This window comes from Bacillus sp. ISL-18, from assembly GCF_018613415.1.
Classification (GTDB): domain Bacteria; phylum Bacillota; class Bacilli; order Bacillales; family Cytobacillaceae; genus Neobacillus.
Genome location: NZ_JAGGQG010000002.1, coordinates 302,196 through 318,559 on the forward strand (window position 1 = coordinate 302,196; position 16,364 = coordinate 318,559).

Below are 16,364 nucleotides of genomic sequence, written 5' to 3' on the forward strand. Positions count from 1 at the left end.
ATATACAATAAAGAAATATGATTACGTTTACAGTGTGCTGAATATTTTTAATATTCATATTAATCAATTGGAGAAAACTCTAATGGAGAAAACTTTAGATTTATTGAAAAGAAATTATGCAAACCTCAAAATTAAATATAAACTGTTTATTTTAGTATCATGGATTATGATTATTTCGTTTTTATTTACCTTTTTTGGATTACAATACGCCTTTCATATTTACGATGAACAAATCTACAGTAAATCTTCGCAAGTGTTGAGTACCTCTTCCAATATCATTGAAAATGAATTACAAAAAATTGAAGATGTTTCATACGATATCTTGACCGACCCGCAAATTCAACAGTACTTAGCTGCAACCGATGACGAGAGGACAGAGTACGAGAAATACCGGATTCATTCCAATATGGTCGATAAATTATTAAGCTATGTTAACAACGAAAAACACATACAATCCGTCATTCTTGTAGATACAAGCGGGGAAGAGTACGTTGCTGGCCCTAGGTCCTTTAAATTACCATCTGTTTTAAAAAAGGAAATCATGCGGGAAGCAATAGTAGCGGATGGGAAAAATGTCTGGCTAAATCCCAAAGGTAACAATTTTACTATTGTCACGGCCAGAGAAATAAGACAATATAAAAATTTGAGTTTTGAACCGCTAGGTACATTAATCATTAATATGAACATGGACAAACTTGTCAGCAGTCTATTCGAGGGATCTAGTAAAATAGATGGCGAATTTTTAATTACGAATGGCCATGAACTTATTTATCCAAAAGAATCTGCTAGTGCTTTGAAGAAAATAGCCCTGTCTATAAATGAAAAACCAGGTTATCAGATAAAAACAATTGGAGGCAAAAATTATTTCCTCGTTCACCTAAACTCCCGTTACTTTGAATGGAGCTATGTGAATGCTATTCCATTTAATCAAATCTTTAAGAATATTGGTATGATAAAAACAATATTAATCTTCCTTTTTATTTTAATGTTTTTTATTGTCACGATCCTTGGAATCAGGTTCGCTAGAAATATAACCATTCCACTAGAAAATTTAGTTGAAGGTATGCAGTATGTACAAAACGGCGATTTTAAAGAAGCACAAAAGGGATTTTTAGAGTCTTCTGATCTCTCCGATGATGAGGTAGGCATGCTGCACAAAAACTTTCAAACCATGACACAACAAATCGATGAATTGGTAAATGAAAACCTCTCCAAGCAGCTTACGATTAAAGAAACTGAGTTTAAAGCCTTACAAGCCCAGATTAATCCTCACTTCTTATACAACACTTTGGAGTCAATCAACTGGCTCGCTAAAATGAATGACCAAGACCAAATATCCAAAATGGTTGAAGCACTAGGTTTTCTGCTGCGAAATTCTATCAGTCTAAAGAAACGGCTCATCCCGATTGAAGATGAGTTAAACATTGTCAAGAATTATATTGTCATTCAAAAATACAGGTTTGAAGAAAGATTGGATTTCAATATGCACGTTGACCCAAATCTATATGATGTTTATATTCCTAAACTTATACTGCAGCCTTTGGTGGAAAATGCTATCCATTATGCACTGGAGAATATGGTAGATGTATGTAAAATAAGAATATATTCGATCGTAAATAAGGAAAATTTTCAGCTAATCGTGGAAGATAATGGTCCTGGAATGGAGCCGGCTTTTTTGGAAAAGTTAAGGAACGGTGAAGTAAAGACAAGAGGGCAAGGTATTGGCTTAGCCAATATTATTGATCGGATTCAACTTTCATTTGGCAGCGAATACGGAGTGGAAATTGACAGTGAGCCAAATAAGGGAGCTAAAATCATTCTAATTCTGCCATATGACAGGGGGGAAGAACATGTACAAAGTATTGTTAGTTGACGATGAAAGAATCATAACTGACGGGATGTCAAAAGTGATTAAATGGGAGTCAATCGGGACTCGTTTAATTGGGACGGCAAAAAATGGATTAGAGGCCTTTGAAAAAATTAGACAGAATAAACCTGATATTGTGATTAGTGATATAAAAATGCCAGGAATGAATGGACTTGAATTGGTAGCAAAAGTTCATGAACATGATCCTGACATTCGGTTTATCTTGTTATCTGGCTTCAGTGAATTTGATTATGCCAAGCAGGCTATGGTGTATGGGGTAAAGCACTACCTGCTTAAACCGTGTAATGAGAATACAATTATAGAAGCGTTAGATGAATTAAGTAAAGAGTTAGATTTAGAGAAAGAGCGTAAACAATTTGTTGAAAATATGAAAGAAACGCTTGAAAATGTTCTTCCCTATGCAAAGGAACAATGGTTGAAGGAATATATCACAAATAGGTATGAAAATAACAACGATACTTACTATCAAAAACTTCTTCAATTAGATGTAGAGATACCCGATGTTCGTCTGTTATTATTCCAAATCGAAGGCCAGTTTGAATTTGAGCAATTGTTTGCTTTAAAAAGTATTGCGGAGCAGATTTTCAAACAATATACCCTTAGTTGTTCAGTGGGAGAATTAATTTTAATCCTTGTAAACGGTGAGGTTGGAAGTAAACAGTTGCACACCAAAATAGAGCAGATTAGAAAAACATTTTTTCAATATTATCAACTAGATTGTACAATTGCAATAAGTGAGTCTGGAAAAACTAGCCATGCCAATAAGTTATATAGGGAAGCGCTAGATTGCTTAAATCATCGATTTTATTTAGGTGAAGGCAGCATAATAACCAAAGAAGACATTAATCATCAAAATGAAAAGTACCGAGGCGAATTTTATTATGATGATCAGAAATTCTGCAGACTCGTCAAAACGGGCTGCTGGGATGAGGTTGAGGAAGAGATGACGGTCTTTTTCACTTATTTAACTAATTTAAGATTCGATATAAATTCAACCAAATCATATGTAATTCAGCTATTTAATAATATGATTCGTTTATTGGACTCCAATAGAATTAACTCATACTTAACCAAACTGCCCATCTTATTGGAATTAGATACCATTCAAAGTATGAAATCTTTTTTCAAAGAAATAGCTATGGAAATAACAAATGACTTTTTTCAACAAAATAAAAATAAGCACTCCGCGATCATTCGAAAAGTCCTTGAAGTGATTGAAAACCATATAGCAGACCCCCAGCTAAGCCTGCAATGGGTTGCAAATGAGATGTTGTACATGAATGCAGATTACCTTGGAAAGCTGTTTAAAAAAGAAACGGGAGAGAAATTCTCTAATTATCTCACTCGGGTTCGAATTGATAAGGCAATTTGTATGATTGAAAAGGAAAGTGATGTAAAAATCTTTGAGTTAGCTGAAAAAATTGGGTTTGGGGAAAACGCACAATATTTTAGTCAGGTTTTCAAAAAGCAAACAGGTTTTACGCCATCAGAATACAAAAGAGAATCTGTCCAAGGTATGTAAAATGAGACAAAAGGGGAATAAACTGATGAAAAAACTATTAATCTCCATTTTACCCCTGGTAGTAATGTTAGCCTTCACCGGTTGTTCAAAAAGCAGCAGTGCCATTTCTTCCAAGAATAGTGAAGAGAAAATCACACTGAGAATTGCCTGGTGGGGAGAACAGCCTAGACACGATTATACACTGAAGGTTATAAAATTGTTTGAAGAAAAGAACCCAGACATTCATATTGAATTTGAATTTTCCAATTGGGACGATTATTGGAAGCGATTAGCTCCTATGGCAGCTGCAAACCAGTTGCCAGACATTATTCAAATGGATCTTCTCTATTTAAAAGCTTATAGCAAGAACAATTTACTAGTAGATTTAACGCCCTACATCGAAAATAACACCATTAATACCAAATACATTGATGAAAAGGTCCTATCAGGAGGGAGAGTGGGGGCCCAGTTATATGGTTTTCCCTTAGGATTAAATGCTCCGGCTGTTATCATGGATACCAACTTAGTAGTCTCCACCACAAATCAGCCTCCTAAACAGAATTGGACATGGGTTGATTTTGAAAAAATAGCACTGGAGGTCCATCGGCAAAAAAATATATATGGAACCAATGGGATGAAACCGCCCGAGGTATTTTTCCCATACTTTCTACGAACGAATGGAAAAAATTTATACAATCAAGAAGGGACAGCCTTAGGATATGATGATGACCAATTATTTGTTGATTATTTTAATAGGCAATTAAGATTATTAGATAAGGACGCATTTCCAAGAGTAGATGTGACGGAACAAATTAAAGGGATAGAGGACGAACTTCTTGTAAACAAACAATCTCCGATGACTTGGGCCTATTCAAATCAATATTATGGTTTTTCTAAATCAGCTGGGCGGCCGCTTGAGATTATGGCTCCTCCAGGGCCAAATCAACAAGATAGTATGTCTGTAAGACCAAGTATGCTCTTTTCCATAACCAAAAGTTCCAAACATCAGGGGGAAGCTGCAAGATTTATTAACTTTTTTGTTAATAATATCGAAGCTAACCAGCTAATAAAAGGAGAAAGAGGTGTACCGGTTTCATCTAAAGTAAGCGTGGCCGTAAAAAATGGTCTATCAACTGAAGAGAAAAAAGCTTTTGACTACGTATTCCATGTTGAAAAAACTAGCAATCATGTTGAGAAAGCAGATCCACTAGGAGGGATTGAAGTAGTCAATTTGTTACAGGATATATCTGAGCAAATCCTTTTTAAAAAAATTACTCCCCTACAAGGGGCGCAGAAATTTAGAAAAGAGGCCGATGAAATTCTACAGAAAAATAAATAAGTTATTTTTAGAAAGAGACATCATCTTGTTTTGAAAAAAACACGATGATGTCTTTTTTTATATCATTCCAAAATAAATGTCTGATTTTTAAACAAACTGCTCGGTTATTTATATTCAGACAATTCTAACAGTGAAGGTATAATTACTAATGTAAACACTTACAAAAAGGACCAAGGGGGATTCAATTAATGAAAAAGTTCATGATTCTGCTGTTTTCACTTATTCTATTATTCTCATTAGCAGCATGTAGCGGAAGCAGTACAACAAGCAAGAGCGAATCTGATGGGAAAGAAAAAGCTGCAAGTAAAGATGAAAAGGTTACACTTCGTATTGCTTGGTGGGGGTCACAGCCAAGACATGATTACACATTAAAAATCATTGATATGTATGAGAAGCAAAACCCTAATGTGAAGATTGAAGCAGAATATGCCAGCTGGGATGATTATTGGAAAAAGCTTGCACCACAAGCAGCTGCCAACCAATTACCAGATATTATTCAAATGGACCTTTCTTATTTCTCCCAGTATGCAGAAAACAATCAAATCGCTGATTTAACTCCATACTTAGGCAAACAAATCGACACCAAAGATACCAATCAAAATATTATTGATGGAGGAAAACTTGGTGACAAATTATATGGACTCAATGCAGGGGTAAACGTTCTTGGTTATCACTATGACCCCGCATTACTTAAAAAAGCAGGTGTAGAATCTCTTGATGAAAACTGGACATGGGATGATTATAAAGAAATCGCCAAAAAAGCAAAGGCTGCAGGTCTATTTGTAGATACTGGTGTTAAGGCAGATGTATTTTTTAATTACTATTTAAGAACACAAGGAAAGTCTCTTTATAGCAAGAATGGTACTGGTTTAGGATATAAGGACGATAAATTGTTTGTAGACTTCTTCAAAATGACTTCTGGTTTAGTAAAAGACAAAGCTGTTCCAACTCCAGACTATATGGCACAGGTAAAAGGAATCGAAGATGATCCAGTTGTTAAACAAAAAGCAATCGGTATTTGGCAATGGTCTAATCAGTTTGTTGGCTTACAGCAAGTTGCAAACCGACCGCTTAATATCAGCAACATGCCAGGGCCAAATAGTGATAAAGGATTATTCTTAAAGCCAAGTATGTTCTGGTCAATTGGGAATAACTCTGAGCATAAAACAGAGGCAGCAAAGTTTATTAACTTCCTGACAAATGATATTGAAGCAAACAAATTAGCGCTTGGAGATCGTGGCGTACCAGGATCTGCAGCAGTCAAGGAAGCCTTAAAGCCGCTGCTTTCTCCAGCACAGCAACAAGTATTTACTTATGTGGAATGGGCTGAAAAACATAGTTCAGCATTTAATGGTCCAGATCCAGTTGGAGCAGGGGAAGTCATCGAGCTTTTTGACAGCTTGAATGAGCAAATGAGCTATGGAAACCTAAAAGTAGAAGATGCAGCAAAACAATTTAGACAACAAGCTGAAAGCATTTTGGCTCAAAATAAGAAATAATTTTAATCCGATAGCTGGTCCTTTCTCGGATCAGCTATCGCCCTTTCAATTTTAGGGTGATGGTCCGGAGAAAAGGAGATGGCAAAATGGCTACACGCGTCGTGAAGGAACACGTTCAAGAAAGTATTTATATCCCACCTGTGACTGCACGTAAACGGGCAATGAAGGAAAATATAAAAGGCTATTTATTTATTAGCCCTTTTGTGGTTGGATTCCTTGCCTTTACATTCATACCTATACTCGTTTCATTATACTTATCATTTACCAAATATAATCTATTTTCCGCGCCACAATGGATTGGTTTAGAAAACTATAAAAAAATGTTTACGGCTGATCCAAGGTATTGGCAATCATTAAAAGTTACCCTCATTTATGTATTTGCTGGTGTACCGCTAAGACTAGCATTTGCACTTCTAATAGCAGCGATTTTAAATACAGCATCTCGGGCCGTTGGCTTATACCGTTCCTTATTTTATCTGCCATCATTGATTGGCGGCAGCGTGGCTGTCGCAATTATGTGGCGTAACATCTTTGGAGATAAAGGGATTATTAATCTCTTATTAGAACTGCTAGGTATCCCTAGTGTCAGATGGTTCGGTGACCCGACAGCTGCGTTATGGATGTTAATCTTTTTGTCAGTGTGGCAGTTTGGTTCTTCGATGTTAATCTTCTTAGCCGGATTAAAAGGAATTCCAAAAAGCTATTATGAAGCTGCAAGCGTGGACGGTGCTAACGGATGGCATAAATTCATCAAAATTACCCTTCCAATGTTAAGCCCAGTCATCTTATTTAATGCAGTCATGCAGACGATTGGTGCCTTTATGACATTTGTTCCAGCGTTTATCATTTCAAAAGGTACCGGGGGACCTCTGGATGGAACACTTTTATACTCTCTCTATTTATTCTTACAAGGTTTCGAATTTTTCAATATGGGCTATGCAGCTGCAATGGCTTGGATCATGCTCATTATCGTAGGGGTTTTAACGGCCATCATTTTTGCAACATCAAAATTCTGGGTTCACTACGAATCAGAAGGAGGGAAATAACCTATGCGGATAAAATCAGTAAAATGGTGGACGTATCATATCCTTGTAGGTGGATTTGCCGTTCTAATGCTTTATCCAGTTATTTGGCTCCTGATGAGTTCGTTTAAAGAAAGTAATGCCATCTTCGTAACAGCCAAATCACTCATACCTGATCCATTTATTTTGGATAACTTTGCGGAAGGCTGGAAGGGGATTGGCGGCAATTCCTTTGGAGTTTTTATAAAGAATACTGCGGTTCTGGTTATCGTAACTTTAATTGGCCAAGTAATTTCATCGTCGTTAATTGCCTTTGGCTTTGCTAGATTAGAATTTAAAGGTAAAGCCATCTGGTTTGGGCTTATGATGGTAACATTGATGCTGCCTTATGAGGTTGTCATGGTTCCACAATATATCATCTTTTCAAAACTTGGATGGCTTAACTCGATTAAACCAATTGCCATACCAGCATACTTTGGCCATCCATTCTTTATTTTCTTACTAGTACAATTTATCCGCACAATCCCAAGAGAGTTGGATGAAGCGGCAACCATTGATGGCTGTAATACCTTTAATATTTTCTATAAGATCATTTTGCCATTAATTAAACCAGCTTTGGCAACTGCGGCGATTTTCTCCTTCTATTGGACTTGGGATTCCTTACTAGGACCGGTATTATACTTAAATAGCCCGGCAAAATATACCGTTTCAATGGCATTAAATATGTTCTTAAGTAATGAGACCGTTTCTAACTGGGGTGCCATGTTTGCGATGTCCGTAGTGACCTTGGTTCCTGTCTTTGTCATTTTCTTTATCTTCCAAAGATATGTAGTAGAAGGAATTAGCACAAGCGGATTAAAAGGTTGATGATTCGTGCCACTCCTTACTATCGGAGTGGCAGGGCTTGATCAACTTTTTAACTATCTGAAGGAGGATGCGTATGGAAACTTCAAGTATTTTGGGCGGTATATATAAACTGATGGATTGGATCTCGAAACTAGCGTTATTAAATCTTTTATGGATTGGCGCTACTATTCTTGGTCTGGGTGTTTTCGGTTTTTTTCCTTCTACTGTGGCGATGTTTGCAGTTGTACGAAAATGGATGCTTGGCGAAGATGAGGTTTCGATTGTTAAAACCTTCTGGGCTTCTTATAAAAAGGAATTTGTAAAAGGTAATCTTCTGGGTGTATTTATTGTAGCTGCGGGATTGGTGTTATATGCAGATCTGTTATTCATTCAAAATGCAGGAAAAGATATGGCCGCATTTCTCTATATACCATTTTTCATCATCACTTTTATTTTTGTATGTACACTTTTTTATCTCATTCCAATATTTGTCCATTATGAGATGAAATTAACCGAAGTAATCAAGAATTCATTTTTTGTTATGATTATGAATCCACTTTCCACTCTATATATGCTGATAGGAAGTTTTGGTATTTGTTTTGTTCTTTCCTATGTCCCGCCTATCTGTATCCTATTTAGCGGAAATTTATTAGCCATGCTATTCATGAAACCTGCATGTAACTCGTTTAATAAGATTCAGCGTAAGCATGAGGTGTATTTACAGGAACAAGGTATATAGAATCGGGTCACCTTAACGGCTGCCCGATTTTTTATATAAAAATTTACGAACAAGGAGGACAGACAAAACTACATCTATGAATCTTTCATAAAGAAATTATTCACTATTCTTTAATTGGAGGAAAATAATGATTAAAAAGTTTTCAAAAAAGTTGCCGGTTGTCGTTAGTTCTGCCATGGTCTTATCAATGTTTGCCGGGGCAGGAGTAGTGCCGACAAAACAAACCCATGCTGCTGAGTTAAATAGTCTAAAATTTGATTTCGGTTCTAGTTCAAGCCCAGTGGCACAAGGATATACCCAAGTTACCAACACTATGCTTTATAGCAGTGATAGAGGTTTTGGATTAAGCAAATCGGTAGATTTTAGGGATAGAGGGGTACCTGATGACCTCCGAAGGGATTTTATTAATGGATCAAATTATACCTTCTCAGTGGACGTTGCAAATGGAGAATATTATGTGAATGTAATAACGGGGGATCAAACAGCTAGTAATAAAACTAGTTTTACCGTGGAAGGACAATCACTAGGTACGATATCCTCAAGTGCAGGCAACTTTGCAGAAAAGTCAAAAATAGTGACGGTTAAAGATGGCCAGTTAAACGTTGATATTGGAGAGAATGGACGGGTCAATGCGATAGAAATTATCCCAATGGCGGCTCCAACTGGATTAGCACTCACAGAAAAGAATCTTTATCCTGATACATCTGTTTCATTAAAATGGACTGAGGTAAATGGGGCACAAAGTTACAATGTTTATCGAAAAGCCGAAGGAGAAACAGCGTCAATTAAAGTAGGAAGCACAAGCACCCCAGAATATAAAGATGAAACGGTTCAACTTGGTTTGAAATACGAATATTCTGTTACTCAAGTAAATGAAAAGGGAATTGAATCAGCAGCAAGTAATCCAATTAATGCAGCTCTAGTAGATGAAACAAAGGAAGTGCCAAAAACTCCTGCAGGTACAACACTCACCCATGCAACAGACACATCGCTCGCTTTCCATTGGAATACTTCGGATGAAGCATTGATGTATTATGTCTACCGGGCAAAATCTCCACAAGGGCCATTTGAAAGAGTGGGGATTTCCAAAAATGGGGAGTTCAATGATCAGTCCGTTTCACCAACAAGACATTATTACTACAGAGTCTCAGCTGTTAACCTAGGAGGTATTTCTGATCCTTCAAACACAATTGAAACACCTATAACAAAGGTGGTTCAACGCCAAATGGAAAAGCTTGATCGGGGCTTAGTTGCTGTAAAAGTTGAAAACGGTGTTTATGTGGGCTGGCGTATGTTAGGGACAGATCCTGAAGGAGTCGCGTTTAACGTTTACCGGGACGGACAAAAGGTAAATAAAGAGCCGATTACATCAAGCACTAACTTTTTAGATAAAAATGGGGAAAAAGATTCGCAATACGATGTTCGTGCCGTTTTTAATGGAAATGAGGAACCGCTCGCGGAAGCTTCAGCTGTTGTGTGGGGCCAAAATTATTACGATCTCCCAATACAAAAACCAGTGGGAGGAACGACTTCTGATGGAAAATCCTATACATATAGTGCCAATGATGCAAGTGTGGGGGATGTGGATGGAGATGGTCAATACGAGATTATTATAAAATGGTACCCATCTAATGCCAAGGATAATTCCCAATCAGGCTATACTGGAAATACCTATGTGGATGCATATAAGTTTGATGGGACAAGACTGTGGCGGATTGATTTAGGCAAAAATATTCGTTCCGGGGCCCATTATACCCAAATGATGGTTTATGATTTAGATGGAGACGGTAAAGCGGAAGTAGCGATGAAAACAGCTGATGGAACCGTCGACGGTCAAGGGAACGTTATCGGTGATGCCAATGCAGATTACCGTAATTCCAGCGGCTATATTTTAAGCGGACCAGAATTTTTAACTATTTTTGATGGCTTAACAGGGAAAGCGCTGACAACGACTGATTATGATCCGCCAAGAGGCAATGTCGCTGATTGGGGAGACAGCTATGGTAACCGGGTAGACCGCTTCCTTGCGGGTATTGCCTATTTGGATGGGGAAAGACCGACCCTTCTAATGGCACGCGGCTATTATACAAGAGCCGTCATAGCTGCATATAACTGGCGTGATGGCAAGTTAACAAAGGTGTGGACGTTTGATAGTAATAAAGAAGGCAATGGAGGGTACGCCGGACAAGGGTACCATAACCTAAGTGTTGCTGATGTAGATCAGGATGGTAAGGATGAAGTCGTCTATGGTGCAGCGGTCATCGATGATAATGGAACGGGTCTCTATACAACCGGTTTAGGTCATGGAGATGCCCAGCATGTCGGTGATCTAGATCCAACCCGACCTGGTTTAGAGATGTTCGCTGTTCATGAGGATAAAAACTCAAAGTATGGGATTGAATTTAGAGACGTCGAAACTGGTGAGGCCATTTGGGGTCAATTTACCGGAAGAGATACCGGAAGAGGATTATCGGCGGATATCGATCCTAGATATCCGGGAGAAGAGTCGTGGGCGGTTAAGGGGGCATGGAATGACCCTACCGGAGATATGTTTACGGCTCAAGGAGAAAAAATTTCGTCGGACATCCCTGGTGCCAACTTTGCCATTTGGTGGGACGGTGACCTGCAGCGTGAAATACTAGACCATGGCAATTTTAATGATGCCGATCAAGTCGGGGTAGGAACAATTGGTAAGTGGGACTACGAGAATAAAAAACTAGTAAATATCTTAACTGCAGATGGAACTTTCTCTAATAATGGTACGAAAGGTAACCCGAGCTTACAAGCCGATCTATTTGGTGACTGGAGAGAAGAAGTCATTTGGAGAACGGAAGATAGCAGTGCATTACGAATCTATACCACTACAGATATGACAGAGAAGCGTATTCGCACATTGATGCACGATCCTGTGTACCGTGCCGGTGTTGCTTGGCAAAACGTCGGGTATAATCAGCCGCCGCATACTAGCTTCTTCTTAGGCTATGATATGCCAACGACGCCTGTTCCAAGTTTATACTTAAATAAGGTGATTTCTGCTGCAGCCGATGTTAATCCAAATGTAATCGATAGAAAACAGACTAATGGTAATGTTCCATTGACTGTCACTATTGAATTGGATAAAGAACATAAAGTTTCAGAGATTAATTCTGCAACTGTTAAAATGGTTGTTAACGGAAAAACAATTTTTGCAAAAGCACATCCGTCTGAAAAGGGCGAGAAAACGAATAAATTAATGGTTAAATTTGATAGACAGCAAGTTTCGGAAGCTTTAAAAGGTTATACAGGAACTGTTCAGGTCCATATTAATGGGTTCTTACAGGATGGGGTAAGCTTTAATTCGAAGGCTGAACTAACTTTGAAATAATGTAAAAAATGGGAGAGACAGCCGTGTAATCGGCTTTCTCTCCCATTTGAATTCTATTAAAAGTGGAGGATAAAAGAATGACGGAAATTTTGCCGCTTTGGAATGATATAAATCTAGAAGTAAGTGGACCAAACGAAAATGCGCCAAGCATCCAGCCTTTCTTACTTGAAGGAACTGGGCCCTTTCCGGTTATTATTGTAGCGGCGGGCGGTGCATACGCAAGACGCGCAGAACATGAAGCATATCCAGTTGCAAAATGGTTAAATTCAATCGGAATCTCATCGGTTGTACTCAATTATAGGGTCGCGCCTTACAAGCATCCTATTCCGTTGAATGATGCAAAACGGGCCATTCGAATGGTTCGATCACTTGCTGGAGACTGGAATCTAGATCCGAGCCGTGTGGGAATCCTTGGATTTTCTGCTGGGGGGCATCTAGCATCCAGTGCTGGGACTCATTATGATCTAGGGAACCCGGAGGCCGAAGACCCTGCTGAGCGGTATAGCAGCCGTCCGGATCTAATGATTCTTTGTTATCCTGTAATCTCGATGGGGGAAGTTGCACACGTAGGCAGCAGAACAAATTTATTGGGAGAATTTCCTGACGCTGAGCTAGTGGAACTTTTATCGAATGAAAAACAAATTACAGGGGAAACACCACCGGCCTTTTTATGGCATACAGCCGATGATGCTTCTGTACCAGTTGAGAATAGTTTACTGTTTGCAGCGGGGTTAGGCCGCCATAAGGTTCCATTTGATTTACATGTCTTTGAGAGCGGCAGGCACGGATTAGGTTTGGCGGAGGAACATTCTGAGGCAAGCGAGTGGACGAGACTATGTGAAAAATGGTTAAGGAAACAGAATTTTTAGCTTGCTGTTTGTAGGGTTGCTTTTTTTGAGAAGTCAGTGGTTTTATGGAAAGTGCCGATAACTGCTGGAAAAGTGTCGATAAGTTGATAAAAAGTGCCGATAAATCCCCAAAAAGTGCCGATAACTGCTCGAAAAGTGCCGATAAAGTAAAAAATTAAAAATCGATAGTTGCTCTCGGGCACCTGTCGATTTATTTTTTTATTAAAAGATTACTATTCAAAAGTAAACAAACATGTAATATAATAAAAACAAAAATAAATAAAAATCTAATTGAGGTATTTAAGATTTTTAGCTTCATTTAAAGGGGATGAAGATTCATGAAGGTCAGCTTATTTGCAACCTGCCTTGTAGATATGTTCCAAAGTAATGTCGGAAAAGCAACCGTTGAATTACTAGAAAGACTCGGTTGTGAGATTGAGTTTCCAGAGTCACAAGTATGCTGCGGCCAGCCGGCATATAACAGCGGTTACACAAAAGAATCAAAAGAAGCAATGAAGCGGATGATTGATACCTTTCAGAATGCTGAATATGTGGTGTGTCCATCAGGATCATGTGCCTTTATGTTCCACGAATATCAACATGTATTTAAAGGAGATCCAGTATGGGAACCAAAGGCCAAAAAACTGGCAGCGAAAACATTTGAACTCACTCAATTCATTGTCGATGTATTAAAGGTTGAAGATGTAGGGGCAAAATTTGAGGGGACAGCCACCTATCATACCTCTTGTCATATGACGAGATTACTAGGTGTTAAAAGAGCACCCATGATTCTCTTAAATAATGTCAAAGGATTAGAATTTACTGAACTGCCAGGAAAAGAACAATGCTGCGGATTCGGGGGAACCTTCTCTGTTAAAATGACACAAATTTCTGAACAGATGGTCGATGAAAAGGTTTGCCATGTGGAAGAAACAGAGGCCGATTATTTAATTGGTGCGGATGCAGGCTGTTTGATGAATATCGGCGGCAGGATTGATCGCAAAGGTAAACCGATCAAGGTTCTTCATATTGCCGAAGTATTAAATAGCCGCTAATAGATTTTGGCGACCAATACGAGATTGCTTGGAATGGGGGAAAAAATAGATGGCAATGAAGATCAGCGACCAGCAATTTAAGGAACGCGTTGATAAAGGAATTCACGATTCCTTTATGCGCGGGGCCGTAGCTGGCGCTCAAGACGGAATGGGTATAAAGAGGCGTGTTGCCGCTGAAGAGCTTGGAAATTGGGAAGACTGGCGTTCACATGGGGAAGAAATCCGCCAGCATGTCTTAGAACATTTGGATTATTATTTAGAACAATTAAGTGAAAATGTGGCCAAAAGGGGCGGGCATGTCTTTTTTGCCCAAACAAAAGAAGAGGCCAATGACTATATTAGGGGCGTCGTTCAGCAAAAAAACGCCCGAAAAATTGTTAAATCGAAGTCGATGGTGACCGAGGAAATCAGTTTAAACGCCATGTTGGAACAAGAAGGGTGCCAGGTTATTGAAACCGATCTTGGAGAATACATCCTTCAGGTTGATGACCATGATCCGCCGTCACATATAGTGGTACCAGCGTTACACAAAAATAAAGAACAGATTCGCGATGTATTCACGGAAAAGCTTGGCTATACAAAGACCTCCAAACCAGAAGAACTAGCTTGGCATGCAAGGGAAACACTCCGTCAGGAATATCTAACGGCAGATATCGGGATTACCGGCTGTAACTTTGCAGTTGCTGAGACAGGGTCTTTCAGTTTGGTTACGAATGAAGGGAATGCTGATTTAGTTACCGCCTTACCGAAAACACAAATCACCGTAATGGGAATGGAGCGAATTGTTCCAACTTTTGAAGAGATGGAAGTGCTCGTCTCTCTATTAACAAGAAGTGCGGTCGGACAGAAGCTAACCAGTTATATCACTGTTTTGACTGGACCTAGAGAAGAATTGGACGTAGATGGTCCTGAAGAATTCCACTTAGTTATCGTCGATAATGGCAGGTCCAATATCCTTGGCGGAGAATTTCAATCCGTTCTCCAATGTATCCGCTGTGCAGCATGTGTCAATGTTTGTCCGGTTTACCGTCATGTTGGGGGCCATTCGTATGGATCGATTTATGCAGGACCAATTGGTGCTGTCTTGTCACCTTTACTGGGCGGCTATGATGATTACAAAGAGCTTCCGTATGCATCGACACTTTGCGGAGCCTGTACAGAAGTTTGCCCGGTGAAGATTCCGTTGCACAATCTTCTTCATAAGCATCGAGAAGTAATCGTAGAAAAAGAAGGAAAAGCACCAATCTCAGAAAAATTAGCCATGAAGGCATTTGGACTAGGCGCAGCATCACCAACCCTCTATAAAATTGGTTCAAAAATCGCTCCAACGGCGATGAATCCTTTTACAGTGGGAGATAAAATTTCTAAAGGACCAGGACCATTAAAAGCCTGGACTGATATCCGTGAGTTCCCAGCCCCAAATAAAGAGAGATTCAGAGATTGGTTTAAAAACAGAGAACAAGGGGGCAAGTGATCATGGCAGGAACTATACAAAATCGTGAAGCCTTTCTTAATCAAATTTCCACTAGACTTGGGCGCCCGCGTATCTCTAATCCAGTGGAAAGGCCAAACTGGAAATTCCGCCCTCAGGATGAGGTATTAAAAGGTGCTAATCAAGATGAGTTGTTAGATGTATTAAAAGAACATTGTAAAAAGACTCATACAACTATTTATACGACGGATCTTAGCGAGCTGTCATCAACCCTAAATGAAGTCGTCACAAATTACGGCGGCGGTCCAATTGTAACATGGAAGGATGAGCGCTTTTCCCAATGGGGACTCGATCCTTTAATGAAACAAGAATGGCCAAATCAAAATATCGATGTGTACGAATGGGATCATACAAAAGGCGAAGAAAACATCTCCAAAGCAGAGCAGGCTAATGTTGGAATAACCATTAGTGAAATCACCCTGGCTGAATCGGGAACTGTGGTTTTATTCAGTGATGAGAATAAAGGACGTACGGTCAGCTTTTTACCTGCTACCTATATTGCTCTAATTCCAAAGAGTTCAATTGTTCCTAGAATGACACAAGCCGCTCAAAAAATGAGAGAAATCCACCAAAAAACAGGCCATGTTGCATCCTGCATTAATTTTATTACAGGACCAAGTAATTCAGCCGATATTGAATTAAATCTAGTTGTCGGTGTACACGGACCGGTAAAAGCGACTTATATCGTCATTAACGATCTTTAAAATGTATAGATTAGCTGTTCTAATGATCAGATTGATCTTTTAGAACAGCTTTTTAATATATGAGAAA

12 protein-coding genes are annotated in these 16,364 nt (G+C 38.9%); all 12 read left to right on the forward strand.

Annotated features, from left to right (window positions below; translation table 11 throughout):
* Positions 1–82 precede the first annotated feature (82 nt).
* The 12 genes from J7E81_RS01675 to J7E81_RS01730 all read left to right on the forward strand — a co-directional run bounded on the left by J7E81_RS01675 (position 83) and on the right by J7E81_RS01730 (position 16,297).
* Entirely contained in the window at positions 83–1,873 is a 1,791-nt protein-coding gene (locus tag J7E81_RS01675) for a cache domain-containing sensor histidine kinase (RefSeq protein ID WP_215040364.1), read from the forward strand.
* On the forward strand, positions 1,851–3,410 hold the full coding sequence (locus tag J7E81_RS01680) for a response regulator transcription factor (protein ID WP_215040366.1): 1,560 nt from the start codon (positions 1,851–1,853) through the stop codon (positions 3,408–3,410). The genes J7E81_RS01675 and J7E81_RS01680 overlap by 23 nt, the downstream gene beginning before the upstream one ends.
* Before the next feature lie 25 nt (positions 3,411–3,435).
* Positions 3,436–4,728, forward strand: coding sequence for an ABC transporter substrate-binding protein (locus J7E81_RS01685; protein WP_215040368.1), 1,293 nt, complete (start codon positions 3,436–3,438; stop codon positions 4,726–4,728).
* Positions 4,729–4,916: 188 nt separating this feature from the next.
* Positions 4,917–6,227, forward strand: a complete 1,311-nt coding sequence (locus J7E81_RS01690; RefSeq protein ID WP_215040370.1) for an ABC transporter substrate-binding protein — start codon at positions 4,917–4,919, stop codon at positions 6,225–6,227.
* A gap of 161 nt (positions 6,228–6,388) precedes the next feature.
* Positions 6,389–7,273 (forward strand): carbohydrate ABC transporter permease, encoded by an 885-nt coding sequence (locus J7E81_RS01695; protein WP_235744273.1) that lies wholly within the window; start codon positions 6,389–6,391, stop codon positions 7,271–7,273.
* Positions 7,274–7,276: 3 nt separating this feature from the next.
* Positions 7,277–8,116, forward strand: a complete 840-nt coding sequence (locus J7E81_RS01700; protein WP_215040374.1) for a carbohydrate ABC transporter permease — start codon at positions 7,277–7,279, stop codon at positions 8,114–8,116.
* 73 nt (positions 8,117–8,189) lie between these two features.
* Positions 8,190–8,834, forward strand: a complete 645-nt coding sequence (locus J7E81_RS01705) for a YesL family protein (protein WP_215040377.1) — start codon at positions 8,190–8,192, stop codon at positions 8,832–8,834.
* A gap of 127 nt (positions 8,835–8,961) precedes the next feature.
* A complete protein-coding gene (locus tag J7E81_RS01710; RefSeq protein WP_285291980.1) occupies positions 8,962–12,198 on the forward strand; it encodes a rhamnogalacturonan lyase family protein in 3,237 nt (1,078 codons plus the stop codon).
* Between the two features lie 77 nt (positions 12,199–12,275).
* On the forward strand, positions 12,276–13,067 hold the full coding sequence (locus tag J7E81_RS01715) for an alpha/beta hydrolase (RefSeq protein WP_215040378.1): 792 nt from the start codon (positions 12,276–12,278) through the stop codon (positions 13,065–13,067).
* A 317-nt stretch (positions 13,068–13,384) separates the two neighbouring features.
* Positions 13,385–14,101, forward strand: a complete 717-nt coding sequence (locus tag J7E81_RS01720) for a (Fe-S)-binding protein (protein ID WP_215040379.1) — start codon at positions 13,385–13,387, stop codon at positions 14,099–14,101.
* 49 nt (positions 14,102–14,150) lie between these two features.
* The gene (locus J7E81_RS01725) at positions 14,151–15,575 is read left to right on the forward strand and encodes a LutB/LldF family L-lactate oxidation iron-sulfur protein (RefSeq protein WP_215040380.1); all 1,425 of its coding nucleotides are present in this window, start codon (positions 14,151–14,153) and stop codon (positions 15,573–15,575) included.
* A 2-nt stretch (positions 15,576–15,577) separates the two neighbouring features.
* Entirely contained in the window at positions 15,578–16,297 is a 720-nt protein-coding gene (locus tag J7E81_RS01730) for a LutC/YkgG family protein (RefSeq protein ID WP_251028392.1), read from the forward strand.
* The last annotated feature ends 67 nt before the right edge of the window (positions 16,298–16,364 follow it).